This is a genomic window from Rathayibacter sp. AY1B7 (assembly GCF_002932735.1).
Lineage (GTDB): Bacteria > Actinomycetota > Actinomycetes > Actinomycetales > Microbacteriaceae > Rathayibacter.
The window spans coordinates 56627-80566 of the sequence record NZ_PSWK01000014.1 but is presented as its reverse complement, the minus strand read 5'-3'; the positions used below and the strand labels follow the sequence as shown (position 1 = coordinate 80566).

The following is a 23940-nucleotide window of genomic DNA, read 5'->3' as shown; positions in this document are numbered from 1 at the left end:
GCTGCCGGCGCGGATCCGCCCCGCTCCTGCTCCGCGGGGCGCGGAGCGTCAGCGCCGGTAGCCGCGGATGATCTCCTGGGCGAGCGTCGTGATCGGAGTCGACGTCGCTCGCGCGCGGACCCGCAGCACCTCGAAGGCCTGCTCGACCGTGGTGCGGTGGGCGTAGGCGAGGATCCCCTTCGCCTGCTCGATCAGCACCCGGCTGTCGAGGGCGTGCTGCAGCTGCTCCTGGGTGACCGTGCTCTGCTGGAGCGCGCGCTGGTGCAGGATCCCGATCGTCGCGACGTCGGCGAACGCCTGCACGACCGCGATGTCGTCCGGATCGAGCCGCCCCGGCCGGGCCTGGAAGAGGTTGAGGGAGCCGATCGTCGTCCCCGCCGAGCGCATCGGCACGCAGTGCGCCGAGAGCACGTCGAGCTCGACCGCCAGCGTCCGGAACTCCGCCCACTCCTCGCCCACGGCGCGGGCGTCCTCGACGATCACCGGCCGCCCGGTCTCGAAGCACTGGATGCACGGGCCCGACCCGCTGTCGAGCTGGAGCAGCTCGATCAGCCGGGTGTCCTCGTCCGTGGAGGCGAGCACCTCGAGGGAGCCGGAGGAGTCGGCGAGGACGAGCCCCGCCGAGACGGCGTCGAAGAGGGTCGCGCTGCTCTCCACGAGGGTCTGCGTGAAGTCGACGACGTCGTAGTCGTCGACCAGCGTGTCGGAGAGGGCGACGAACGTCTGGATGACGCTGCGCTCGCGGGAGTTCGTCACCATGTGTCGTCCTGGGCGGTGAGAGGGCGGTCGGGGAACCCGTCGTGCCGGGCCACGATGCCGGAGGCGACATCGACGACGGAGCGCTGCTGGGCGAAGGCGTGGGCGCGCAACAGCAGCTGCGCCTCCTCGGCCGTGCTGCCGTAGCGCGCGATGATCATGCCGGTCGCCTGGTGCACCACGCGTCGCGAGCGCGGATTCGTGCTCTCCTCGACCTCGTTGTCGCGCAGCACCGCGGCCAGCACCAGCAGCGCCGTCGCGGTGGTCGAGGCGCTGATCCGGCCGAGGAGGGAGTCGCTGAGCGACGTGGGGCGGCGGGAGTAGAGGTCGACCGCGCCGATCGAGAGCCCCGCGATCGAGAGCGGGAAGGCGAAGACCGCGCGCACCGCCGTGGGGCCGATCGCCTCGGTGAAGAGCGGCCAGCGCTCCTCAGCGCCGGTGTCCGGCACCGAGACGGGGCCGGCAGCGCGGATCGCCTCCCAGCACGGGCCCTCGCCGAGGTCGATCTGGATCTCGTCCAGCCGGCTCGCGGTGCTGTCGCTCGCGGCGACGGTCTCGCCGCCGAAGGGGCTGCCGAGCGTGGAGATCGCGACGCCGTCGATCGGATACCCGCGCAGATACGGGTCGCAGAGAGCGTCGGAGTCGGTCACCGCGCCCATTTTAGCCGTCGGCTCCGCTCGGAGCGACGCTCCGCCGGACCGGCGGGGACCACGACGCGGTGACGCGCGGGAGCCCGCCTGGCTGCGCTGCCCGGGCGCAAAAGCCGACGGCCCGTGAAGCGGCTCGTCGGGCGCGGACGGTGCGCGGTGCGGGGCGACGGGAGCCGGAGGACGGCGGCCTGCACGGCGACGGAGCGGCTCAGGCCGGGGTCGATCGAGCCGGGACGCTCGAGGGCGGCGATCAGGTCGTCGAGGACGGCGAAGGCGGGATCTGTCATCACGGCTCCTGGCCGGGTGTCCGCGGCCGTTGTTCTGCGCGCCGGGGCGCGGGCGGTGTCGATCGGGTGTCGCCGTGCGGGGTCCGCGCACGACGTCGACGAGGTCCTGCACGACGGTACGGGGCGCGGATCGACCGGACGACGTGGTTGACCTCCCCGAGGTCCGCCGCTACTCGTGCTCTGCGTTGAGCTCGTCGAAGTCGTTCGTGATGATCGACAGCGGGGTGTACGGCGTGATGAGGAGGAGCGCCGGGTTCGCGCGTCCCTCGCCGTAGTTGACCGTCAGCCATTGCGGCGTCGGAGAGGCGAGGGCGGCCTCGACCTCGGCGCGGAACTCGTCGAGGCTCCTGTTGTTGACCGTGTAGGCGGTGCCGTTGTAGATCAGGTCGATGCGCTTCACAGCTGATCGCCCTTCGCCGGAGGACGCACCGGTTCGGCGGGCTCCGAGATCACGTACAGCCCGCCCGCGGAGTTCGCGAGGTCGGTGAGCGCGGAGATCCAGGCGGGGTTGATGCGGGGCATCCGGCCGCCGAAGTACTTGTAGCGGAGCGCGTGGGAGGGGTGGATCCAGATCGCGCTGCGGCCGTCGCCCATGCTGTGGTCGTCGCGCCAGCTGAGCAGGAACGACTCGTTGCGGCGCAGCTTCGCGGTGATGACGATCTGCAGGTGCGCGAGCACGCGGTCCTCGAAATCGATCTCGACGGTCCCGTCGTAGTGCAGCTTCCCCATCGGCGTCTCCAGCCCCTGATCTCCGGCCGGCAGGCGCCCGCCGTTGCCACCACCCTTCCGCAGACCGGAGGGATCCGACAACCCGGCCTGCCATTCTCTGCTCGATCTGTCCAGGTCTTCCGTCAGCGGCGGTCCTCTGTCAACCTCCTCCCTCCACGCAGCCGGCGCTGCCGAGCATGGACGGCATGAAGCACATCCTCTTCGCCGACAAGACGATCCTCGTGGGGGACGAGGCGGCCGACGCGCTCGTCGAGTACGCCGTCGCCCTCGCCGCGAAAGGCGCGGCCGACACCGTCGAGTACACGGGGATCGGCGCGGACGGCGGGACGGTCGACGCCACCTTCCTCGTGAACGCCGCGGCCGCCCTCATCGTCGAGACCACGCCGAGCGACCTGCCCGAACCGGACAACGCGGCGGAGGTGGCACGGCTGCGCGCGCGGATCGACGCGCTCACCGGCGAGCATCCCGTGCAACCCGGCGACGGCGAGCTGACCAGTGGTGCCGACTACGAGGACTCCTACGAGCAGTGAGTGGTTCCCCGTGGTGCGCGTCCGGGCGCGACCGGCGTCCGTTACCACTGCGAGGCTCCGCAGTGAACCCCCTGATCGGCTGAGGGGAGGCGGACGTACCGTGGCCCTGAGGGTCACCGACGACACGATCACCGGTCGACCGCTACGGGCACGGCCGCGGGTCGGCCGGGGAGGACGGGCACGATGACCGGAGACCATCCCTTCTGGGTGCGCCTCGCGCGCAAGGAGCCGCAGTGCGCCATCGTGCGCGGCCGGGTCTTCGAGATCGGCGCCCCCGACGAGCGGGACGGCGCCTTCCTCCTCACGGTCTGGGAGAAGGGGCGGCCCGTCGGGCACGTCCTGAACGTGGATCCGCTCGCCTACAAGCCGTGCGGACCCGGGCACCCGGTCGAGCCGCAGCGGGTCGACGGGGTCGAGGAGCTGCTCGAGCTCCTGGTGCCCCAGCGCACCCGGCTCGCGGCGCACGGCTGACGCCGCTCCCGTCCGCGGGGGCCGCCCGAGTACTGTGCACCGGGAGCGGGGCGAGCGCTGAGCACCCGCTGACGGACGCCCGGGACGGGGGAGTCGTGCGGCCGGGCGGCGGCTGGCATCCTGACCTCGGTGCGACGAGCGTGCCCGCGAGGGGGAGCCCGATGAGCACCGCCGAGGACGTCGACGACGGGACCGCCGAGTTCGGGTACCGCCCTTCGCTCACCCGCGGCATCGGCCGCTTCGGCAGCTTCGCCGCGGGCGTGAGCTACATCTCGATCCTGACCGGCACGTTCCAGCTCTTCTCCTTCGGCTTCGCGCTCGGCGGTCCCGCCTACTGGTGGTCCTGGCCGATCGTGTTCACCGGGCAGCTCATGGTCGCGCTGTGCTTCGCCGAGCTCGCCGCCCGCTACCCGGTCGCCGGCTCCGTCTACAACTGGAGCAAGCGCCTCGCCGGGCCGACGGTGAGCTGGATGGCGGGCTGGCTGATGGCCACCGCGTCCGTGGTCACGCTCGCGGCCGTCGTGCTGGCGTACCAGGCGACGCTCCCGCAGATCTGGAGCGGGTTCCAGCTCGGCGGCTCCGCGGGGGTGAGCGCGGTGGTCTGGGGAGGACTGCTGATCGCGTTCACCACCGCGGTCAACGCGCGCGGCGTGCAGCTGATGGCCCGGATCAACAGCGTCGGCGTGCTGATCGAGCTCGTCGCGGCGGTGCTGCTGGTGGCGGTGCTCGCGGTGAACGTGGTGCATCCGCCGACCGTGCTGCTCGACACCAGCGGCTACGGCGGGAGCACGCCGGGCGGGTACGCCGGCGCGTTCCTCATCGCCGCGATCGCGTCGGCGTACGTGATGTACGGGTTCGACACCGCGGGCTCGCTCGGCGAGGAGACGGTCGATCCGCGCCGGACCGCGCCGACGGCGATCCTGCGGGCGGTGACCGCCTCCTTCGTCCTCGGCGGCCTCATCCTGCTGCTGGGCATCCTCTCGGCGCCCGACCTCGCCGACCCGGCGCTCGGGCAGGCGTCGGGCGGGCTGCAGCGGATCGTGCTGCAGGTGCTCGGCGGCCCCCTCGGATCGGTCCTCCTGCTCTGCGTTGTCGTCGCGATCACGGTGTGCGCGCTGGCGGTGCACACGGCGGCCATCCGACTGATCTTCGCGATGGCCCGCGACAACGCCCTGCCCGGCAGCCGCGTGCTCGCCCGCGTCGACCCGCGGCGCGGGACACCGGTGGCGCCGGCGCTGGTCGTGGGGGTGCTCGCGGTGCTGATCCTGGTCGTGAACATCGGGACGCCGGCGATCTTCACGGCCGTGACGAGCGTGGCGGTCATCCTGATCTACCTCGCCTACCTGCTGGTGACGGTGCCGCTGCTGATCGCCCGGCTCCGCGGCCGGTGGCCCGCAGCCGCGCCCGGGCGCTTCTCGCTCGGCCGCGCGGGCCTGCCGGTGAACATCGTCGCGGTGCTCTGGGGCGCGGCGATGACGGTCGACCTAGCGTGGCCGCGCGTCGAGGTCTACGGGGAGGAGCTGCGCTGGAGCGCGGTCGTCGTGATCGCCGCGGTCGTCGGGATCGGCCTGGCCTGGTTCCTCCTCCGCGGCCGGCACCGCCTCGGCACCCTGCCCGCGCACGCGCTCCCCTCGCCGCCGCCGCAGGGCTGAGTCGCACGAGAAGGCCCGTTCTCGAGGGGGCAGGACGATCCTTCCCGGGCGACTCGGCGGCGGCACCGGGAGGAGGATGGGGGAGCGGGTGCTCGGCCGAGCGCCGCGGGAAGGAGCGTGCGTGCGGAACCGCCTGGCGACTCCGTCCCTGCTCGCGCACGCCGTGCTCATCCAGGCCGTCGCGTTCCTGCTCCGGCCGGCCGCCGTCTACCAGGCGATCCGGCTCGACGTGCCGGCCTGGGCGCTCGGGGCGCTCGGCGCCTCGTTCGCGCTGGTGCCGCTGCTGATCGCGCTGCCGGTGGGCGGGCTGGTCGACCGGGTCGGCGCCCGGGCGGTGATGGCCGTCGGCTCGCTCGTCGCGGTGGGAGCGGCCGCGGTGCTGCTCCTGGCGGGCGGGAGCGTCGCGGGGCTGCTCCTCGGCATCGCCCTGCTCGGCGCGGGGCACCTGGGCTGCGTGGTCGGGCAGCAGACCGTCGTCGCGGGCGGCACCGGAGGGACGCGGCTCGACAGCCGCTTCGGCTACTACACGTTCGCCGCGTCGCTCGGGCAGGCGATCGGGCCCGCGTTCATCCCGGTGCTCGCGGGCGGCTCGGTGCGGCCCGACCCGGCGCCGCTGTTCCTCGTGGGCGGGATCCTCGCGGTGCTGCTGCTCGTCTCGACGGCGGGGATCCGCAGCCCGTCCCCGCGCGGACCCGCGGCGGAAGGGGCGGCGGCTCCGGGCTCGACGCTCGGTCTCCTCCGGGTGCCGGGCCTCGCGCGCGCCCTGCTGACCAGCGCGACCGTCGTCGCCGCCGTCGACCTGACCGTCGTCTACCTCCCCGCCCTCGGCGCCGAGCGCGGGCTCCCGGCCGGCGTCGTCGGAGCCCTGCTCACCGTGCGCGCGCTCGCGTCGATGGCCTCGCGGCTCCTCCTCGGCGCGGCCACCGCCCGGCTCGGGCGCACCCGGGTGATGGTGGGCGGCATCCTGATCTCGGCGCTCTGCCTGGTGCTGGTCGCCCTGCCCGCGCCGACCGTGCTCCTCTTCGTCGCGGTCGCCGCCCTCGGCCTGGGCCTCGGGATCGGCCAGCCCATCACGATGTCCTGGCTGATCGAGCGCACCCCCGCCGACCGCCACGGCCGCGCCCTCGCGCTGCGCCTGGCCGGGAACCGCCTCGGGCTGATCGCCCTGCCCAGTCTCCTCGGCATCCTCGCGGCGGCGGCTGGAGCGGGCGGCGTCCTCATCGGCACCGGTGCCGCGGTCGGCGCGACCCTCCTCCTGCTGCGCGGGGTGCGCCTGGACTGAGGTGCCCGGGGCCGCAGCGGATCGGCGGCGCGAGCGGCGATGCCGGGCCTCGCAGTCGGAAGACCGGAGGGTCAGCTGCCCGGCTCCTCCACGCGGACGTCCTCGGCGGCCTTGTCGGCGCGCCAGCCGCGCCAGACCGGCTGGCGGAGGGTGCCGGAGGCGGTGCGCTCGCGGTAGCGGACCTCGCCGACCAGGACGGGCGACACCCAGTGCACGCCGCGCGACTCGAGCGGAGGGACGGAGACGGCGGGCTCCTCGGTGGCGTGCTCGGCCAGGCGGTCGACCAGTCCGCGGCGCTCGCGGTCACTGAAGCCGGTGCCCACACGGCCGGAGTAGGCGAGCCCGTCCTCGCCGGGGATCGCGGTCAGCAGCGCCCCGACCGACCCCTGCAGGCCGCCCTCGCCCTCGCGCCAGCCCACGATCACGACCTCCTGCAGCCGGTGGTGGGTGAGCTTGATCCAGTCGCGCGAGCGGCTGCCCTCCTGGTAGCGCGAGTCGCGGCGCTTGGCGACCACGCCCTCGAGGCCGAGGGTGCGGCTGGTGGCCATCGCCTCCTCCAGGTCGCCGTCGAACACGGACGGGACGTGCACGCGCTCGTTCTCGGCGACCAGCTCGACCAGTGCCGAGCGACGGGTGTCGTAGTCGCTCCCGGTCAGGTCCTCTCCTGCGCGCTCGAGCAGGTCGAAGACCATCAGGTGCACCGGAGTGGACCGGGCGGCCGCCTCGATCTCGCGCGGCTTCGTCAGCCCGCCGCGGGTCTGCAGGGCGCCGAAGTCGGGGCGCCCGCGAGCGTCGAGGGCGACGATCTCGCCGTCGAGCACGGCGTCGGCGGCGGCCTCGGCGAGCGGGGCGAGCAGATCGGGGAACGCTGCGGTCAGGTCGTTGCCGTTGCGGCTCGTGAGGGTCGCGGTGCCGCCCTGCACCCGCACGAGAGCGCGGTAGCCGTCCCACTTCATCTCGATCGCGGCCCCGGGGTCCACGTCGCCGCGGCGTCCGGCCGTGGCGAGCATGGGGCGGTGGCGGCGCGGAGCGGAGTCCTCGGCCGGGCGGTCTGCGGAGGGTGCGGGGCGGGGAGCGGGCGACGCGGCGGACGCGGCCGCCCGGCCCCGTCGCTGCGTCCCGTGCCCGTGAGCGGGACCCGGCGCCATCAGGTGCAGGAGCCAGTTCTTCTCGGCGCCCTCCCTCGAGCCCGTGTGCAGCAGGGCGTAGCGACGGGGCTCGCCGCCGAGCCCGCCGTCGGGGCGGCCGGTCAGCACCGCGATCACCTCCTTCCCCTCGCGCCACTTCTCGAGCGCGTAGGTGCCCTCGTCCCAGATGCGCACCTCGCCGCCGCCGTACTCGCCGGCCGGGATCGTGCCCTCGAAGGTCGCGTACTCGAGGGGGTGGTCCTCGGTCTGCACCGCGAGCCGGTTCGGGTCGCCCTCCAGCGGCGGGCCCTTCGGCACCGCCCAGCTGACCAGGACGCCGTCGTGCTCGAGCCGGAAGTCGTAGTGCAGGCGCCGCGCGTGGTGCTCCTGGATGACGAAGGAGTCGCCCGAGGAGGAGCCCGCGGACCCCGCCTCGGGCACCGGCTCCGGCGTCCTCGACGCGTCGCGCATGCTGCGGTAGGTCGCCAAGCGGTCGGAGGAGGCGTCCGTCGCGGCGAAGCCCGCCATCCTCTCCGGGGTCGGCTCGAGCCCGGCACCCCGGACGGCGAGCAGCGGGCGGAGGAGGTCGCCGTCGCTCCGCAGCCGCTCCACCACCTCGTCGGGCGACAGGTGGCGCAGGTCCTCGGCACCCAGCTCCTCCCACGTGCGGGGCGCGGCGGCCGCCGGCCGGAGGCGCCCGCGGAGGGAGTAGGGGGCGATGGTCGTCTTCGCCGCGCTGTTCTGGCTCCAGTCGACGAGGACCTTGCCCTCGCGCAGGGTCTTCTTCATGTCCGAGACGACGAGGTCGCGGTGGTCCGACTCGAGCGCGCGCGCCAGCTCGTGCGCGACCGCCGAGATCTGGTCGCTGGAGGCGGAGGCGTCCAGCGGGCAGTAGAGGTGGATCCCCTTGCTCCCGCTGGTCACCGGCAGCGGAGCCAGCCCCATCCCCTCCAGCAGGTCGCGGGCGAGGAACGCGACCTCGGCGCACTCTGCGAGGCCCGCCCCCTCGCCCGGGTCGAGGTCGAGCACGAGACGGTCGGGCGGACGGCGCTCGCTGTCGGAGCCCACCCGCCACTGGGGGACGTGCAGCTCGAGCGCCGCCTGCTGCGCCAGCCAGGTGAGCCCGGCGACGTCGTCGACCAGCGGGTACTCGACGTCGCGCGACGAGTGCGCGAGCCGGGTCCGGCTCAGCCAGTAGGGGGCGGAGGAGGGGAGGTTCTTCTCGAAGAAGACCTCGCCCGGATGCTCGGCGGTGCCCACTCCGTCGACCCAGCGCTTCCGGGTGACCGGGCGGCGCGCGAGATGGGGAAGCATCGCGGAGGCGACGGAGGCGTAGTAGGAGAGCACGTCGGCCTTGGTGAAGCCCGTCTCCGGGTAGACGACCTTGTCGAGGTTCGTCAGCCGCAGCCTCCGCCCGCCGACCGAGACGATCTGCTGCGAGGCGGCCATCCCCCCATGGTGGAGGCAGGTGCGCGCCGAGGGAACCCCGGACCGTCGCGGGAACCCGCAGCGAGCCGCCTCCACGACTCGGGGTTCCCTCGGCGGCGGGGAGTAGCGTCGACGCACCACGTCCGAAGGAGCCCTCCGTGCCCGACACGATCGCCGACATCCCCCTCACCACGATCGACGGCACCACGTCGACCCTCGCCGACTACCCGCCCGTGCGGCTGATCGTCAACGTCGCCTCCCGCTGCGGCCTCGCCCCGCAGTACGAGAAGCTCGAGGCCCTGCAGAAGAGCTACGGGGAGCGCGGATTCACGGTCCTCGGCTTCCCGAGCAACCAGTTCCTCCAGGAGCTGAGCGACGAGGACAAGATCAAGGCGTACTGCTCGACGACCTGGGGGGTCACCTTCCCGATGTTCGAGAAGGTCCGCGTCAACGGCCGGTCGGCGCACCCGCTCTACGCGGAGCTCACCAAGGCCGAGGACGAGAACGGCAAGGCCGGCCGGGTGAAGTGGAACTTCGAGAAGTTCCTGATCACGGCCGACGGCACGGTCCACCGGTTCCGCCCGACGGTCGAGCCCGACGACCCGCGGATCGTCGACCTGATCGAGGCGTCGCTCCCCAACTGATCCCGCTCAGGGGCGGGCGCGGGGCGGAGCACGCCACCCGTCGCGGATCAGCGGTCGCGGAGCCCCAGGGCAGAGCGGGCGTCCGCGGGCTCGACGCCCTCGGGGCAGACGATGTCCGAGACGTCGAACGGCGTCGCGCGCGAGAACGGGATCATCTCGATCCCGTCGACGTGGCGCAGCAGCACGAGGTCGCCCTCGCCCTCGCGCAGGCTCCGTCGCACCTGGCGCAGGAAGATGCCGGCCATGTCGAGCTCGACGACGAAGGAGCGGCCGCTCACGTCGATCCGGCAGCCGATGACCGGCTGGGAGCCGACGGAGACGGAGTCCGGCACGCGGCGCGGCTCGATCGGCTGCTCCTTGCGGAGGGTCCGCACCGGGGTGAGGGTGGGCAGGCCGGTCGCTCGCGCGGTGTCCGTCATGGTCGTCTCCGTCCGTCGACGTCCGCCGATGGTTCCGGGGACGTCTTCTCGACGGTACTTCGCGTCCCCCGCAGAGGGGACGGGGTTGACGGCCGTGCGATCAGGGGGCAGCGGGGCCCAGGAGCAGCGGAGCTCAGGAGCCCTGGCGCTGCTCCTCGGGCTCCGGCAGGACCGAGAGCTCGCCGTGCATGCTGGCGACGCTGAGCATCTGCTCGATCCACGCGCGGTTGAGCTTGGGCTGGTGCGCCTCGGTGAAGCGGAAGTGCAGCGGCACCGACGGGTGCAGCCAGACGGAGCTCCGGCCGTGTCCGGTGGAGGCGTCCTCCATCCACGAGAGCGAGAAGGCTTCGTTGCGGCGCAGCTTCGAGAGGACGGCGACCTTCAGGTGCGCGAGGACGCGCTCCTCGAATTCGATCTCGAGGTTCTGCGGTCCGTAGATGAGCGTGGCCACGGGCCCCCTTCGTTTATCGGGCCGGCCCTGGCGGACGGCTCCTCGGGGGACGGTATCCGCTCGGACCCCGGTGCGGGGAATCGGGCGGGAGACACGCCGGACCCCCATTGACAGTCCCGCGGACGGGACGTAGCACTGCCGGGCGTGCTGGGCGCCACGTTAGCCGACGCATGTAGCGAGAGTCGATGCTCCGTCGCGGATCTCCCGTCGGCCGGGGCCGGCCCGGGAGCGAGCGCGGGCACCTCCGGCTGCCGGCCGCGCCGCTCAGGATCCCGTCACGGCCCGGCCGGCGCGTCCCACCCCTCCTGCGGAGTCGCGCAGGTGCCGCGGAAGACGTACTGCGACGGCAGCTTCCGCTGGTGCGAGGACCAGTCGATCGCCGGCCGCCGCTGCTCCGGAGGCAGGTAGCCGAGCCGGTACACCGCCATCAGCTCCAGCTCGTCGGGCACGGCGAGCAGCGACTCGATCCGCGCCCACGCTCCCGGCACCTCCATCGGGAACGACACGAACTGGATCCCCATCCCCAGCTCGACCGTGCTCAGCCAGACGTTCTCCATCGCGGCGCCCATGCTGAACACCGAGTAGAAGGAGGAGAGCTCGCCCGGCCGGTACTCGGAGCGGTCGAGCATCACCCCGAGCAGCAGCGGCGATCCCGCGACGAGCCGGCGGTTCTCCTCGCCGAGCGTCTGCGGGACGCGGAGGGAGTTCATCAGGAACTGCCCGCGCTTCGTGAAGACCTGCTTCGTGAAGGGGCGGAGCGGAGCCGGCAGCTTGTCGAACAGCATCCCGTCGCGCCGCTGCTCCATCTCCTCGCTGCTGAAGCGGAAGTAGGGCTTGTAGCGCTCGAAGAACGTGCCGTTCGACATCGCGGTGGTCATGCTCTCGCCGCTGATCGCGGCGATCCGGTCGATCGTCTCGCGCTCCTCGACGAGCACGAACCGCCACGGCTGGCTGTTGAGCTGCGAGGGCGCCCGGCCGGCCACCTCCATCAGGAGCCGCTGGTGCTCCTCGGAGACGGGGTCGGGCAGGAACGCGCCGTTGGTGGTCTTCCGGCGCCGGACGACATCGAGGAACTCCATGCCTCGATCCTGCCCCGATCGATCGCGCAGAGGGGGGAGCGGCGGCGGCCCGGGGCGCGCGCGGTAGCATCGAGGGTCCTGTGCAGGCTCGAGGGAAGCGGTGGAACGGTGAAGACGAGGGTCATCTTCTACCTTCTCGGAGGTGTGTTCGTGCTCGGCGCGGGCATCAACTCGGTTGTGGGCAGCGGCTTCTCGGTCCCGAACCTGCTGACGATGCTCTGCGGCGCGCTGATCCTCGCGATCGCGGGCTGGCAGGCGCTGCGCTCGTACCGCTCCGACCCCGACCGCGACGTCGAGCCCCCGCGCTAGAAGCCGGGGCGCGTCAGCGCAGGGCTGACCCGGCCCCGAGACGCTGGAGCACTCCTCGGCGCCGCGCCGGCCGCCGCGTCCGCCCGAGAGCGGCGAGCACGAACGGAGCCGCCGCCAGCGCGATCGCCGGGTGCCGACGTCCGTGCGTCCCCGCGAAGGGGATCACCGCCAGCGGGACGGCGGCGGGAGCCAGCGCGGACGCGGCGCGGGTGTCCGACCGTCGCAGCGTCGCCCAGGCCAGAGCGGTGAGCGTCGACGTGCAGATGTAGAGCGCGTGATGGATCCAGTGCCAGCGGCCCGTGCGGAGAGCGCCGGTGGCGACGGCGGTGCCGAGGGCGCAGTTGGCGGAGTAGCTGACAGCGGCGGCGCGCAGCCAGAGCGGACCGGAAGCGCTCACCCTCCGCCGCGTCCTCACACCTCGCCCCGCGCGAGCAGCAGCCGGTAGGGCGCCGCGCGCTCGACCCGCCACCCCTCGGGTGCCACAGCCCGCAGCTCGGCGGCGGTGAAGCTGCGCCGCACCGACAGCGACCCGTCGTAGTGGAGGAACGAGCCGGCCGCGATCGGTCGCGTGGCCAGCAGGTAGGCCGTGTAGGCCAGCCGCGAGCGCTCGATGTCGTTGTGCAGTGCGCGCGGGGCCAGGCGCTCGCTGTCGGCGAGCAGGTCGGCGAGTGATTCCGGCGACAGGTGGTGCAGCACGTGGTTGGAGGTCACCAGGTCGAAGTGCTCGCCCTCGGCGACCAGGTCGGCGCTGCTCGCGCGGCGGAACTCGACTCCGGGCGGCGCGGGCGTCGACGTGGCGAAGGCGGAGGCGCGCTCGTCCGGATCGACGGCGGTGATCGCCAGGCGGAGGCCGTCCTCGCGGGCCCAGCCGGCGAGGGAGCGGGCGACGTCGCCGCCTCCGGAGCCGATGTCGAGCAGGCGGAACGGCTCGTCGGGCCGCAGCAGCGGACGCAGGCGCGAGCGGTAGAGGCCGCGCCACCCCGAGACCAGCCGGTTCACGGTGCCGAAGCGGGCGTAGGTGGCGTCGAGCAGGGTGCGGTCGCAGTCCGGGTCGTCCATCAGCTCCTGCTCGGAGACCTCGCGGTGGCGCAGGTCCGGCGCGAGAGGGGCTCGCGGAGTCACTCCCCGCCCCGCTTGGTGAGCAGCGCGAGCTCGACGGTGAGGCCGGGGCCGAACGCCATCGCGCCGATCCGCTCGCCGTCGGCCGCCTCGCCGTGCAGCAGGCGCCGCAGGATGAAGAGGACGGTCGCGCTCGACATGTTGCCGTTGGTCCGCAGCACCTCGCGCGACGGGGCCAGCTGCTCGTCGCTGAGGGCGAGCGAGGCCTGCACCTTGTCGAGGATGCTGCGGCCGCCGGGGTGGATCGCCCAGCGCTGCACGTCGCTCCGCTCGACCTCGGCGCCGGCCAGCAGCGGGGCGACGGCCGCCTCGATGTTCGCTCCGATGATCGAGGGCACGTAGGTGCTCAGCCGCATCGAGAAGCCGTGGTCGCCGATCGTCCACGCCATCTCGGTCTCGCCCTCGTCGGTGAGCGTCGTGGCGAGCGCGTCGAGCTCGAGCACCGGGGTGCCGGGCGCGGCCTCGCGGGCGGTGACGACGGCCGCCGCACCGCCGTCGGCGAAGACGGAGGTCGCGACGATCTGCTCCGGGTCGTTGGAGCTCGTGAGGTGGATGGTGCACAGCTCGACCGCGACGACGAGGACGACCGCCTCCGGGTCGGCCTCGCAGAACTGGCGGGCGGCGCGCAGACCGGGGAAGGCGCCGTAGCAGCCCATGAAGCCGAGGTGGAAGCGCTGCGTCGAGGGCGCGAGGCCGAGGCGGCGGACCAGCTGGTAGTCGGGCCCCGGGGCGTAGAAGCCGGTGCAGGAGACCGTCACCACGTGGGTGACGTCCTCGGGGGTCATCGACGCGGACGCGAGGGCGCGGCGGGCCGCCTCCGTGAAGAGCTCGGGAGCGCGCTCGGTGTAGACGGCGTTGCGCGCGGCCGTCCCCGGGTCGAGCACCAGGCCGCTCCCCGCGTCGTAGAAGACGCTCGCACCCTCCCGCTCGACCCGGTCGAGCTCGTCGACCACCGTGCTGCGGGTGTCGATCCCGGACGCGTCGAAGGCCGCGCCGATCAGGCGGGACCCGAGCCGGGTCATCGCGGGCTGGGACGCGAAGAGGTCGCGCACCTCGGACTGGCGCAGGACCGTGGTCGGCACCGCCGTCTCGATGCTGCGGATGTGCACACTCACCCGCAGGAACCTATCGCGGAATCCTGCGGGTGAGCGGTGCCCTGGAGCGTGATCAGAGGATCGGCTTCCCGCCGGTGACGGCGATCGTCGACCCGCTGATGTAGCTCGCCTCGTCGGAGGCGAGGAGGACGTAGGCGGGGGCCACCTCGGCCGGCTGCCCGGGGCGGCCCAGCGGGACCTGCTCGCCGAACTCGGCGACGGCCTCCTCCGGCATGGTCGAGGGGATGAGCGGCGTCCAGATCGGGCCGGGCGCGACGGAATTGGCGCGGATGCCCTTCTCGCCGAGCGCCTGCGCGAACGAGGCGGTGAGGCTGAGGATCGCCGACTTCGTGGCGGCGTAGGGGAGCAGCTGGTACGACGGCTGGTCGGACTGCACCGAGCTCGTCGCGATGATCGATGCGCCCTCCTTCAGGTGGGGCAGCGCCGACTTCACGAGGTGGAAGTAGGCGCTGATGTTCGTCGCGATCGTGCGGTCCCACTCCTCGTCCGGGATGTCGGTGACGCTCTCGCGGCTCATCTGGAAGGCGGCGTTGCTGACGAGCACCTCGAGGTGGCCGAAGCGCTCGACGGTCTCGGTGACGACGGCGCGGCAGTGCGCCGGGTCCTGCAGGTCGCCGGGGAGGAGCAGCGCCTCGCGGCCGGCCTCCCGGACCCACTTGGCGGTGTCCTCGGCGTCGTCGTGCTCGTCGAGGTACGAGATCGCGACGTCGGCGCCCTCGCGCGCGAACGCGATCGCGACGGCCTTGCCGATGCCGCTGTCGCCGCCCGTGATGAGGGCGACCTTGCCGCTGAGGCGGCCGGTGCCGCGGTAGCTGGTCTCGCCGTGGTCGGCCTTCGGCGTCAGCTCGGCCTCGGTGCCGGGCGGTGTCTGCTCGGGGGATTCCGGAGTCATGACTCTCCCTCTCGTGTCGTCGGTCGGTCCCTCCATGCAAGCGGGTGGGAGGGAGGGGGCGCAGGGGGTTGACGCCCGGACCGCTCCGTCCTGTCGTCAAGCCCGCGACACCGAGGGCTCCCTGGGTCTTGACTGAGCGTGTCGCCCTTTTTCGGGGCGCTCGGCCAGGAGGTTCGACATGAGCACGACAGACAGGGATCCGGCTGACGGCGGACTGCCGCGACGCGCAGAGGGCTCGGCGGCGGGCGGCACGGCGCGCATCGCGGGGGACACGGGAGCGGCTGCGGCGACGGACCGCTCCGCGACTCCGGACCGCTCCGCCTCCTCGGACCGCTCCGCCTCGACGGACCGCTCCGCTTCGACGGACCGCTCCGACTCCGCGCACTCGGTCCCCGAGCACCGCGCGCCCGTCGACCCCGACTCCGCCGAGGCGAAGCAGGCCCGTGCGGCCGCGCGCAAGGACATCCACCAGCGCGAGCGCGACCGCTTCGGCGGCTTCAAGATCGGCTGCGCCTTCTTCGGCTGGCTCGCCGCCACCGGACTCGCCGTCCTCCTGACCGCCCTCGTCACCGCGATCGGGGCCGCCGTCATCGGCACCCAGGACGTCACCGGCGACCTCGCGGCCGACCCCGCCGCGTTCGGCTGGGCGGGCGCGATCGCCCTGCTGGTCATCCTCCTCGTCGCCTACTACTGCGGCGGCTACGTGGCAGGCCGCATGGCCCGCTTCAGCGGAGCGAAGCAGGGCGTCGGAGTGTGGGCCTGGGCGGTCGTCGTCGCGATCGTCGTGGGCATCGTCTCGGCGATCACCGGCGGCAGCCAGGCGCTCTCCGCGGTGAGCGGCTTCCCGACGATCCCCCTGGACGCAGGCGACGCCACGGCCGCGGCGGTCGTGACGGCGCTCGCCGCCCTGGTCGTCGCGCTGGTCGGCGCCGTGCTCGGCGGTCTCGCCGGCATGCGCTTCCACCGCCGCGTCGACCGCGAGGGCCTCTCCGGCCTCTCCGTCTGACGCTCCCGTCCCTCCTCCCTCCCCGGAAGCTGCCGCTCCAGTACGCCACGCACGCCGTGTCGCGCACCGGAGGGGCAGCTCACGGAGGGGAGGTAGGGTCCTTCGCGTGACGGGGGAGCGAGGGACGCGGCTGGCGGGCGAGCTGCGGGAGTGGGACGCGGGCGCGCTCGCGGACCTGCGGGACGAGTACCTGGCGTTCCTCGAGCAGCGCGGCGAGTCGGCGCTCGAGCGCGACGGCGGCCCCGAGCACGTCACGGCGAGCTGCTTCGTGCTCTCGCCGAATCTGGCGCAGGTGCTGCTCTGCTTCCACCGCAAGGGCCGGTTCTGGGTGCAGCTCGGCGGTCATGTCGAGCCCGGCGACGACTCCACGGCCGACGCGGCCCTCCGCGAGGCGCGGGAGGAGAGCGGAGCGGCACGGCTGCAGCCGCTCGGCGTCCTGCCCCTCGACCTCGACCGGCACGCGCTCGGCGACGGCTTCGGCCGCTGCTCCCGCCACTGGGACGTGGGCTACGGCGCGATCGCCGATCCGGACGCTCCGGTGAGCGTCAGCGACGAGAGCGACGACGTGGCCTGGTGGCCGGTCGACGCGCTGCCCGCCGAGGTGCCGCCGGGGTTCGCCGAGCGGCTGGCCGGGGCGCTCGCCGCGGCGCGTCTCCTCCGCGATGCGGGGTCGCTCGGCGGCTGACCGAGGCCCGCCTCCACCCACTCCGCGTCCCGGCAGCGCGCCTGCGACGAGTCCTCCCCGTGACTCCGGCGCCGTGCGGCACGATGGGGCGATGAGCAGCACCGCTGACCCCGTCGTCGTCCTCGCCGGTGCGAGCGGATTCCTCGGGACGGACCTCGCCCGCCGCTTCACCGCCGACGGCTGGACGGTGCGGAGGATCGGCCGCTCCGGGCCGGACGCGCGCTGGGGCGACACCGTCGGCATCACCCGCGTGCTCGACGGTGCGCGCCTCCTGGTGAACCTGGCCGGCAAGAGCGTCGACTGCCGGTACACCGCGGCGAACCGCGCCGAGATCCTCCGCTCGCGCGTGGCGACCACCGCGGAGCTGCACCGGGCGGTCGCGGCGGCCGCGACTCCTCCGCCGGTCTGGATGAACGCGAGCACGGCCACGATCTACCGGCACGAGGAGGAGCGGGCGAACACCGAGGACGAGGGCGTGCTCGGCGAGGGCTTCTCGGTCGACGTGGCGCGGGCGTGGGAGTCGGAGTTCTTCGCCGGGGAGACGCCCGGCGTGCGGCGCGTGGCGCTGCGGATGTCCATCGTGCTCGGAGACGGTCCGGCGACGGCGATCCTGCTGCGGCTGGCGCGGCTCGGCCTCGGCGGTCCGCAGTTCGACGGGCCGTGGCCCTCGACGCGCGCGCGCCGCGAGGCCGGTGTGCACCACGAGCACCGGCGCACCCGCGGCCGTCAGCACTTCAGCTGGATCCACGTGGAGGACGTCCACCGGTCGATCCGCTTCCTCGAGGAGTCGACCCTCGACGGGCCGGTGAACCTCGCGTCGCCGAATCCGAGCGACAACACCGAGCTCTCCCGGCTGCTCCGCGCCGCCGTCGGCCGCCGGATCGGCGTGCCGGCTCCGCGCTTCGTCCTCGAGCCCGCGACGCTCCTGCTCCGCACCGAGTCCGAGCTCCTGCTCAAGTCCCGCTGGGTCGTGCCCGCCCGCCTCGAGGACGCCGGCTTCACCTTCGCGCACCCCCACCTCGCCGAGGCCCTCCGCACCCTGGCCTGACCCGCCCCCCGCGAGGCGACCGACCTCCGCCGCGAGCCCGTGTCGCGGAGGTCCGAGTCCGAGCGCGGATCCACCCCACCCCGGCCACCCTCGAGGCGTCGACCGGAACGCGTGCCGAGCGTTCTGGACGCGCCGACCGCGCCCCGCTCTCCGAGTACCCGGCCGGTCTCTGAGTCGACCGCGCCACGCCGCGCGGGGAGCGGCGTGGCCGACATCACGCTGAGGTCGCTCTACTTCGCGACCTTCGCCGCGATGTCGCTCCGATACAGCCCGCCGTCGAGGTGGATCAGGTCGAGCGCGCGGTACGCCCGCTCCCGCGCCTCGGCGAAGTCGGCACCGCGTGCGACGACGTTGAGCACGCGGCCGCCGGTGGCGACGAAGCTCCCGTCGACCAGCTGGGTCGCCGCGTGGGCGATGGTGACGCCGGGGACGTCCGCCGCCGCGTCGAGTCCGGTGATGGTCCGTCCGGTGACGGCGTTCTCGGGGTAGCCCTCGCTCGCGAGGACGACGGTGACGGCGACCTCGTCCGTGAACGCGGGCCACGGGACGGAGGCGAGCGCGCCGGTGGCCGCCGCGTGCAGCAGCGCGGACAGCGGGGAGGCGAGGCGGGGGAGGACGACCTGGGTCTCGGGGTCTCCGAAGCGGGCGTTGAACTCGATCACGCGCAGGCCCGCGTCGGTCACGATGAGGCCGCAGTAGAGGAGTCCGACGAAGGGGGTGCGCTCGCGCTCGAGCTGCCGGATGGTCGGGATGGCGACCGTGTCGATCACCTCGTCGACGAAGGCGCGCTCGCTCTCCCAGCGGTCGGCGAGCCAGGGGAGCGGGGAGTAGGCGCCCATGCCGCCGGTGTTCGGCCCCTCGTCGCCGTCGCTCAGGCGCTTGAAGTCCTGCGCGGGGGAGAGGGGGACGACGTCGTGGCCGTCGGAGAGGAGGAAGAGGGAGACCTCCTGGCCGGCGAGGAACTCCTCGATGAGGACGTCGCCGGACTGCAGCCAGAACTCGGCGTGCGCGATCGCCGCGCTGCGCGACTCCGTCACCAGGACGCCCTTGCCCGCGGCGAGGCCGTCGGCCTTGACGACCGAGGGGAGTCCGTACTCGTCGATGGCGCGGGTGGCGTCGACCAGGGTGGAGACGCGGGTCGCGCGGCCGGTGGGCACGCGGGCCATGTCCATCACGCGCTTCGCGAAGGTCTTCGAGCCCTCGAGTGCGGCGGCGGCCCGGTCGGGGCCGAAGGTGGGGATGCGGCGCTTGCGGAGCGCGTCGGCGACTCCGGCGACCAGGGGCGCCTCGGGGCCGATGACGACGAGCTCGATGCCCTGCTCCACCGCGAAGTCGCTGACCAGCCGGGGGCTGTTCGTGTCGAAGTGGATGACCTCGACGTCGCGCGCGATGCCGGCGTTGCCGGGCGCCGCGATGATCTCGTGGTGCTCCTCCTCCGCGAGGAGAGCCGTGATGATGGCGTGCTCACGGGCACCCGAACCGAGGACGAGGATCTTCACCCTGACAGGATAGGGCGCCCCGCGCCGGGGCTGGTCCCTGTGACGTCCTCCTCCGCAGGGCGGCGCTGCGGACGCCGACACGCCGGGCGGAGCCCCGCGGAGGCCTCCGGGAGCGAGCGGCGGCGGCAGGATGGGTGGATGGCCAAGGGCAGGATCGACGAGGCGAGCGGGCAGTCCGCGGTGCGGGCGGCGCTCGCCGGAGGAGCGGACCGGAACACGACGGCGACGGCGGTGCGGTTCCTCCTGCAGATCATCGAGACGAACGTCCCCGGGCGCAGCGTCGAGGTGCGCGTTCCGCCGTTCGGCGCGGCCCAGTGCGTCGAGGGCCCGGGCCACACCCGCGGGACTCCGCCGAACGTGATCGAGATGGACGCGGCGACCTGGCTGCCGCTCGCGACCGGCTCGCTGCCGTGGAGCGAGGGTCTCGCGAGCGGGCGGATCCACGCCTCCGGAGTGCGCGCGGACCTCACGCCGTTCCTTCCCATCCTGCGCGTCGGCTGAGCGTCGGCGAGTTAACTTCTCGTAAACGCGGCGGCGAGCCGTCTCCAGAACGTTTGACCTGGGCTCCGCCGTCGGGTTGTCTGGGAATAACCCCCTCACGCGGCACGAATCCTCTCCGGATCCACCGCTCGATGCTTGGAGTCCCCTTCACGATGCGCAGTACTTCCCCGGGCCGACGCGGCCTCACCCGACTCCTCTCCGCGACCGCCGTCGGCGCCGTCGCCGGAGCGGCCCTCCTCGGCGCCACGCCCGCCGCGGCGGCCGAGGGCGATGTCGCCATCGACATCCTCTCGATCAACGACTTCCACGGGCGGCTCGCCGCCGACCGCGCCGTCGCCGGAGCCGCCGTGCTCGCCGGTGCCGTCGACTCCTACCGCGCCGCCAACCCGAACACGCTGTTCGTCTCGGCCGGCGACAACATCGGCGCCTCGACCTTCGTGTCGAAGGTGCAGGGCGACATCCCCACGCTCGACTCGCTGAACGCGATGGGCCTCGACGTCAGCACCCTGGGCAACCACGAGTTCGACCAGGGCCGCGCCGACGTCGACGGCCGCGTCGTGGACGCCTCGGCGTTCCCCTACGTGAACGCGAACCTCTACGACACCGCGACCGGCGAGCGCGCCTACTCCCCGTACGTGATCACCGAGCAGGACGGCGTCTCCGTCGCCTTCATCGGCGCGATCACCGAGGACCTCGGCAAGCTCGTCAGCCCCGCCACGATCTCGACGCTCTCCATCGAGCCGATCGCCGAGAACGTCAACGAGGTCGCCGCGCAGCTCCAGGACGGCGACGCCGCCAACGACGAGGCCGACGTGGTCGTCCTGCTCCTGCACGAGGGAGCCGACGCCGACGCGGCCGAGCTGAACACTCCGGAGGCGGACCCCAAGTTCGGCGCGATCGTCAACGCGGTCGCCCCGAACGTCGACGCGATCGTCTCGGGCCACAGCCACCAGGAGTACGACGCGGGCATCGACGCGGGCCGGGCCTTCCCGACCGTCGTGTCGCAGACCGGCAGCTACGCCGAGAACATCGGCCGCATGTCCCTGACCGTCGACCCGGCGACCAAGCAGCTCACCTCGCTCACCAGCGAGGTCGTGCCGCTGACGAAGGTCGTCGACGACCCGACCTCCGACGACCCGGCCAAGACGATCGTCGTCGGCGCCTTCGAGCCCGACCCCGAGGTCGAGACCATCGTCGCCGACGCCCAGGCCGTCGCCGTCCGCGAGGGCAGCGTGAAGGTCGGCACCATCACCGAGGACATCTCGCGCGCCTACCGCCCGGACGGCACCACGACCAACCGCGGCTCGGAGTCGACCCTCGGCAACCTCGTCTCGGACGCCCAGCTCTGGGCCACCCGTGAGCTCGGCACGCAGATCGCCTTCTCGAACGCGGGCGGCCTGCGCGACGACCTCTCCTACACCGCGACTCCGGACCAGCCCGGCGACGCGGACGGCGTGGTCACCTACGCCGAGGCCTCCGACGCCCAGCCCTTCGCGAACACCCTGGTGACCCTGCAGCTGACCGGCGAGCAGATCTCCGACCTGCTCGAGGAGCAGTGGGTGGGCAGCTCCAGCCACCCGCAGCTGAACCTCTCCACCTCGAAGGACCTCACCTACGTCTTCGACGCCACGGCGCCCGAGGGCTCGCGCATCTCGCAGGTGTTCTTCCAGAACGAGCCGATCGACCCGGCCGCGACCTTCACCGTCGTGACCAGCAGCTTCCTCGCGAGCGGCGGCGACGGCTTCAGCACCTTCACCGAGGGCACCGGCACGGCCGACTCCGGCCGCATCGACCTGGACGCCTTCGTCGGCTACATCCAGGACCTCGGCACCGTCAGCCCCGACCCCGTGCAGCGCACGATCGGCCTGACCGACAACGTCCCGGACTCGGGCGAGTACGTGGTCGGCGACACGATGACCGTCGACCTCTCCTCGCTCCTGTTCAGCACCGGAGCCGCGGCCGACACCACCGTGACCGCGAGCGTCGACGGCACCGTCGTCGGCACCGCGACGATCGACCCGACCCGGGCCGTCACCGACGACTCGACCGGTCGCGCCTCGTTCTCGGTCCCGATCGACGAGAGTCTGGCGGGCGGCGCGCACACCGCGACGTTCGTGCTCGACACCACCGGCACCGAGATCAGCGTCGGCTTCGCCGTCGCGGCCGGCGCCGGAGCGGGCACCCCGACTCCCGGACCGACCACGGAGCCGACGCCCGCGCCGACCACGCCGCCCACCACGGGCCCCGCGCCGACGCCGACCACTGCTCCGGTCGCCGGCTCGCACCACCTCGCCGAGACCGGAGTGGACGCGACCCCCGCGTTCGCCGCCGGGATCGCCGCTCTGCTGCTCGGTCTGGGCATGACGGTCGCGCGCCTGCGCCGCCGCACCGCCGCGAAGTAGCCGCACCGCGCGCACGACGGGCCCTCGACTCCGGTCGGGGGCCCGTCGTCGTGTGCGGGGCGAGCCGATGGTCGACCCCCGGGAGCCGCGGCGGGGAGGCGCTCCCCGAGGAGCGGCACCAGCCCCCGGAGACGCGAGAACGCCGCCTCCCGGTCGGGAGACGGCGTCGGAACGCGATGAGGTGCTGTCGCGGAGCGGCGGGGCTCAGTGCTGCGCGGGGACCTGACGGTAGCCGTCGCGGCTGGCGACGAGCACCGTCGACACCGTGCCCCATGCGGCGAGGCCACTGAGGACGACGAGGATTGCGATGCTCATGAGTGTTCTGCCTTTCGTTGCGGCGGCTTCTGATCCATCCGCCGGGATGCTGTGTACAACGTCCAGTGTCCGGCTCCATGTTCCGTAGGACAATCGAACTGTTCTTGCCCTGACGTGTAGTTTCTCTACATGGACGTGCGACGGCTGGAACTGCTCCGAGAGCTCTCGATGCGCCGCTCGATCACGGCCGTGGCGGAGGCGACGCACCGCACGCCCTCCGCGGTCTCGCAGCAGCTCAAGGTGCTCGAGCGCGAGGCCGGCGTGCCGCTGATCGAGCGCTCCGGCCGCGGCGTGGTGCTCACGGCGGCGGGACGCGAGCTCGCCCGGAGCGCCACCGAGATCGCGATCGCGCTCGAGCGGGCCGACGCCGTCTGGCAGACGTTCAAGAACAACCCGATCGGCGAGGTCACCATCGCGACCTTCCCCACTGCGGGCCAGATGCTCCTCCCGAACGCGCTGGTCGCGCTCCGCAGCGTCGAGGGACTCGTCGTGCAGTGCGAGGACGCGGACCCCGGCACCGACGAGTTCGCCGACCTGACCGCCGACTTCGACATCGTGCTCGCCCACTCGCCCACCGGCAGAAGCGCCTGGGCCGGTCGCGGCCTCGCGATGGCGGAGCTGATGATCGAGCCCCTCGACATCGGCCTGCCGGCCGGGCACCGCCTCGCGGACCGGGCGACGGTCTCGGCGGCGGATCTGGTCGGCGAGACCTGGATCGGCGTCCCGGACGGGTTCCCGTTCGAGCGCGTGATGCAGGACATCGAGACCGCGTCCGGCGAGGCGGTGCGGGTGGAGCAGCGCTTCGCGTCGACCCGCGTGACGGAGGCGTTCGTCGCGGCGGGCCTGGGCATCGCGGTGCTCCCGCGCTACACGGCGGGCGGCGCGGGAGTGGTGGTGAAGCCGCTCCGCGGGGTGAACTCCGTGCGGCACATCGTCGCGCTGATGCGGCCGGACCGGGCGGAGCGGCTCTCGGTCCGCACCGTCGTCCGCGAGCTGCGCGCGCAGGCGGGCCGGCTCGTGCACGCGCTCTGAGCGATCACGGTGCCGTGCCCTCGCCCGCGCGGGGGAGAATGGAGGCATGAGCGATCCCGCCCGCCCCGAGGTCACCCGCGAAGAGGTCGACGTCCGCCGCTCCCCGCGCGTCTGGCGCATCCTGACCCTCGGCGTCGGGCTCGGAGCGATCGCGGCCTTCGTGCTGACCTTCGCGCTGCCCGAGACGCAGGGCTTCTCCCGCGGGCAGGTCTTCGGCTTCAGCCTGCTGCTCTTCGTGACGCTGTTCGGCGCTCTCGCGGGGCTCGTCGTGGTGCTGCTCGACCGGGTCGTCGGCCGGAAGGTCGTCCGGACCACCGCCGAGCGGATCGTCGAGCGCGAGGACGCGGCCGAGGAGCCCGTGGCCGAGGAGGCCCTGCCCGACGTGCGCACGACGTCCGACGAGGACGACCCGCGGACGGGGTCCGACCGGGTCTAGCCGGCGGAGGCGGGCCGCATTGCGGCCGCGGCACTCCGCCCTGCGCTGAGGGTCCCGCCCGCGGCTCGCGCTCGCG

27 protein-coding genes are annotated in these 23940 nt (G+C 73.4%); 13 read left to right on the top strand and 14 right to left on the bottom strand.

Translation table 11 applies throughout. The annotated features are described in order from the left end of the window. Positions 1–48: 48 nt before the first annotated feature. The 5 genes from C5C95_RS09590 to C5C95_RS09570 form a co-directional block, all read right to left on the bottom strand. A complete protein-coding gene (locus C5C95_RS09590) occupies positions 49–759 on the bottom strand; it encodes a GAF and ANTAR domain-containing protein (RefSeq protein WP_104297504.1) in 711 nt (236 codons plus the stop codon). Next, positions 753–1406 carry a GAF and ANTAR domain-containing protein gene (locus C5C95_RS09585; RefSeq protein ID WP_104351715.1) on the bottom strand — a complete coding sequence of 218 codons (654 nt, stop codon included), beginning with the start codon at positions 1404–1406 and terminating at the stop codon, positions 753–755. The genes C5C95_RS09590 and C5C95_RS09585 overlap by 7 nt, the downstream gene beginning before the upstream one ends. Then, positions 1403–1693, bottom strand: a complete 291-nt coding sequence (locus tag C5C95_RS09580; protein ID WP_104324314.1) for a hypothetical protein — start codon at positions 1691–1693, stop codon at positions 1403–1405. Before C5C95_RS09580 ends, C5C95_RS09585 begins: the two co-directional genes overlap by 4 nt. 169 nt (positions 1694–1862) lie before the next feature. Beyond that, the gene (locus C5C95_RS09575) at positions 1863–2093 is read right to left on the bottom strand and encodes a hypothetical protein (RefSeq protein WP_104250777.1); all 231 of its coding nucleotides are present in this window, start codon (positions 2091–2093) and stop codon (positions 1863–1865) included. Then, positions 2090–2422, bottom strand: coding sequence for an ATP-dependent DNA ligase (locus C5C95_RS09570; RefSeq protein ID WP_104223784.1), 333 nt, complete (start codon positions 2420–2422; stop codon positions 2090–2092). The genes C5C95_RS09575 and C5C95_RS09570 overlap by 4 nt, the downstream gene beginning before the upstream one ends. Before the next feature lie 185 nt (positions 2423–2607). Here C5C95_RS09570 and C5C95_RS09565 point away from each other — a divergent pair, with 185 nt between their 5' ends. The 4 genes from C5C95_RS09565 (at position 2608) to C5C95_RS09550 (ending at position 6357) form a co-directional block, all read left to right on the top strand. Then, positions 2608–2952 (top strand): hypothetical protein, encoded by a 345-nt coding sequence (locus tag C5C95_RS09565; RefSeq protein ID WP_146087067.1) that lies wholly within the window; start codon positions 2608–2610, stop codon positions 2950–2952. A gap of 183 nt (positions 2953–3135) precedes the next feature. After that, positions 3136–3423 (top strand): hypothetical protein, encoded by a 288-nt coding sequence (locus C5C95_RS09560; RefSeq protein WP_104260838.1) that lies wholly within the window; start codon positions 3136–3138, stop codon positions 3421–3423. Between the two features lie 161 nt (positions 3424–3584). Further along, complete coding sequence (locus C5C95_RS09555) at positions 3585–5075, top strand: APC family permease (RefSeq protein WP_104273195.1); 1491 nt, start codon at positions 3585–3587, stop codon at positions 5073–5075. Between the two features lie 121 nt (positions 5076–5196). Next, complete coding sequence (locus tag C5C95_RS09550) at positions 5197–6357, top strand: MFS transporter (RefSeq protein ID WP_258072648.1); 1161 nt, start codon at positions 5197–5199, stop codon at positions 6355–6357. Positions 6358–6428: 71 nt separating this feature from the next. Here the strand turns inward: C5C95_RS09550 and C5C95_RS09545 are convergent, their stop codons facing one another. Next, complete coding sequence (locus C5C95_RS09545; protein WP_104324311.1) at positions 6429–8933, bottom strand: ATP-dependent DNA ligase; 2505 nt, start codon at positions 8931–8933, stop codon at positions 6429–6431. A gap of 137 nt (positions 8934–9070) precedes the next feature. On the opposite strand from C5C95_RS09545, the gene C5C95_RS09540 reads away from it, so the two are divergent. Next, positions 9071–9556 carry a glutathione peroxidase gene (locus C5C95_RS09540; protein ID WP_258059459.1) on the top strand — a complete coding sequence of 162 codons (486 nt, stop codon included), beginning with the start codon at positions 9071–9073 and terminating at the stop codon, positions 9554–9556. A gap of 47 nt (positions 9557–9603) precedes the next feature. On the opposite strand, the gene C5C95_RS09535 is transcribed toward C5C95_RS09540, so the two are convergent. From C5C95_RS09535 to C5C95_RS09525, 3 genes are all read right to left on the bottom strand, one after another. Continuing rightward, positions 9604–9975: a hypothetical protein gene (locus C5C95_RS09535; protein ID WP_104324310.1), complete on the bottom strand. Its 372-nt coding sequence runs from the start codon at positions 9973–9975 to the stop codon at positions 9604–9606. 133 nt (positions 9976–10108) lie between these two features. Continuing rightward, positions 10109–10426, bottom strand: coding sequence for a hypothetical protein (locus C5C95_RS09530; RefSeq protein WP_244229547.1), 318 nt, complete (start codon positions 10424–10426; stop codon positions 10109–10111). Positions 10427–10701: 275 nt separating this feature from the next. Next, positions 10702–11505 carry a nitroreductase family protein gene (locus C5C95_RS09525; protein WP_104256039.1) on the bottom strand — a complete coding sequence of 268 codons (804 nt, stop codon included), beginning with the start codon at positions 11503–11505 and terminating at the stop codon, positions 10702–10704. A 108-nt stretch (positions 11506–11613) separates the two neighbouring features. Between C5C95_RS09525 and C5C95_RS09520 the strand changes: the two genes are divergently transcribed. Beyond that, the gene (locus C5C95_RS09520; protein ID WP_104223776.1) at positions 11614–11814 is read left to right on the top strand and encodes a hypothetical protein; all 201 of its coding nucleotides are present in this window, start codon (positions 11614–11616) and stop codon (positions 11812–11814) included. A gap of 13 nt (positions 11815–11827) precedes the next feature. Here C5C95_RS09520 and C5C95_RS09515 read toward each other — a convergent pair whose 3' ends face one another. Genes C5C95_RS09515 through C5C95_RS09500 form a run of 4 tightly spaced genes read right to left on the bottom strand, consistent with a single transcriptional unit; the run spans position 11828 to position 14940 of the window. Then, positions 11828–12211: a hypothetical protein gene (locus C5C95_RS09515; RefSeq protein ID WP_104263090.1), complete on the bottom strand. Its 384-nt coding sequence runs from the start codon at positions 12209–12211 to the stop codon at positions 11828–11830. Positions 12212–12225: 14 nt separating this feature from the next. After that, a complete protein-coding gene (locus tag C5C95_RS09510; RefSeq protein ID WP_258060494.1) occupies positions 12226–12936 on the bottom strand; it encodes a class I SAM-dependent methyltransferase in 711 nt (236 codons plus the stop codon). Continuing rightward, the gene (locus C5C95_RS09505; RefSeq protein WP_104250783.1) at positions 12933–14048 is read right to left on the bottom strand and encodes a type III polyketide synthase; all 1116 of its coding nucleotides are present in this window, start codon (positions 14046–14048) and stop codon (positions 12933–12935) included. Before C5C95_RS09505 ends, C5C95_RS09510 begins: the two co-directional genes overlap by 4 nt. A 52-nt stretch (positions 14049–14100) precedes the next feature. Next, entirely contained in the window at positions 14101–14940 is an 840-nt protein-coding gene (locus tag C5C95_RS09500) for an SDR family oxidoreductase (RefSeq protein WP_104239006.1), read from the bottom strand. Between the two features lie 178 nt (positions 14941–15118). On the opposite strand from C5C95_RS09500, the gene C5C95_RS09495 reads away from it, so the two are divergent. The 3 genes from C5C95_RS09495 to C5C95_RS09485 all read left to right on the top strand — a co-directional run bounded on the left by C5C95_RS09495 (position 15119) and on the right by C5C95_RS09485 (position 17679). After that, complete coding sequence (locus C5C95_RS09495; protein ID WP_258072647.1) at positions 15119–15946, top strand: hypothetical protein; 828 nt, start codon at positions 15119–15121, stop codon at positions 15944–15946. A gap of 106 nt (positions 15947–16052) precedes the next feature. After that, positions 16053–16631 carry an NUDIX hydrolase gene (locus C5C95_RS09490; protein WP_258066408.1) on the top strand — a complete coding sequence of 193 codons (579 nt, stop codon included), beginning with the start codon at positions 16053–16055 and terminating at the stop codon, positions 16629–16631. A 91-nt stretch (positions 16632–16722) separates the two neighbouring features. Next, the gene (locus tag C5C95_RS09485; protein WP_104226810.1) at positions 16723–17679 is read left to right on the top strand and encodes an epimerase; all 957 of its coding nucleotides are present in this window, start codon (positions 16723–16725) and stop codon (positions 17677–17679) included. 230 nt (positions 17680–17909) lie between these two features. On the opposite strand, the gene purD is transcribed toward C5C95_RS09485, so the two are convergent. Beyond that, on the bottom strand, positions 17910–19178 hold the full coding sequence (gene purD, locus C5C95_RS09480) for a phosphoribosylamine--glycine ligase (protein WP_104233829.1): 1269 nt from the start codon (positions 19176–19178) through the stop codon (positions 17910–17912). Between the two features lie 138 nt (positions 19179–19316). Between purD and C5C95_RS09475 the strand changes: the two genes are divergently transcribed. The 4 genes from C5C95_RS09475 to C5C95_RS09460 all read left to right on the top strand — a co-directional run bounded on the left by C5C95_RS09475 (position 19317) and on the right by C5C95_RS09460 (position 23864). Further along, a complete protein-coding gene (locus tag C5C95_RS09475; protein ID WP_104223770.1) occupies positions 19317–19679 on the top strand; it encodes a sterol carrier family protein in 363 nt (120 codons plus the stop codon). A 152-nt stretch (positions 19680–19831) separates the two neighbouring features. Continuing rightward, positions 19832–22081 carry a bifunctional UDP-sugar hydrolase/5'-nucleotidase gene (locus C5C95_RS09470; protein WP_181125637.1) on the top strand — a complete coding sequence of 750 codons (2250 nt, stop codon included), beginning with the start codon at positions 19832–19834 and terminating at the stop codon, positions 22079–22081. Positions 22082–22525: 444 nt separating this feature from the next. After that, the gene (locus tag C5C95_RS09465) at positions 22526–23428 is read left to right on the top strand and encodes a LysR family transcriptional regulator (RefSeq protein ID WP_104223768.1); all 903 of its coding nucleotides are present in this window, start codon (positions 22526–22528) and stop codon (positions 23426–23428) included. 46 nt (positions 23429–23474) lie between these two features. After that, positions 23475–23864, top strand: coding sequence for a hypothetical protein (locus C5C95_RS09460; RefSeq protein WP_104233832.1), 390 nt, complete (start codon positions 23475–23477; stop codon positions 23862–23864). Positions 23865–23940: the final 76 nt, after the last annotated feature.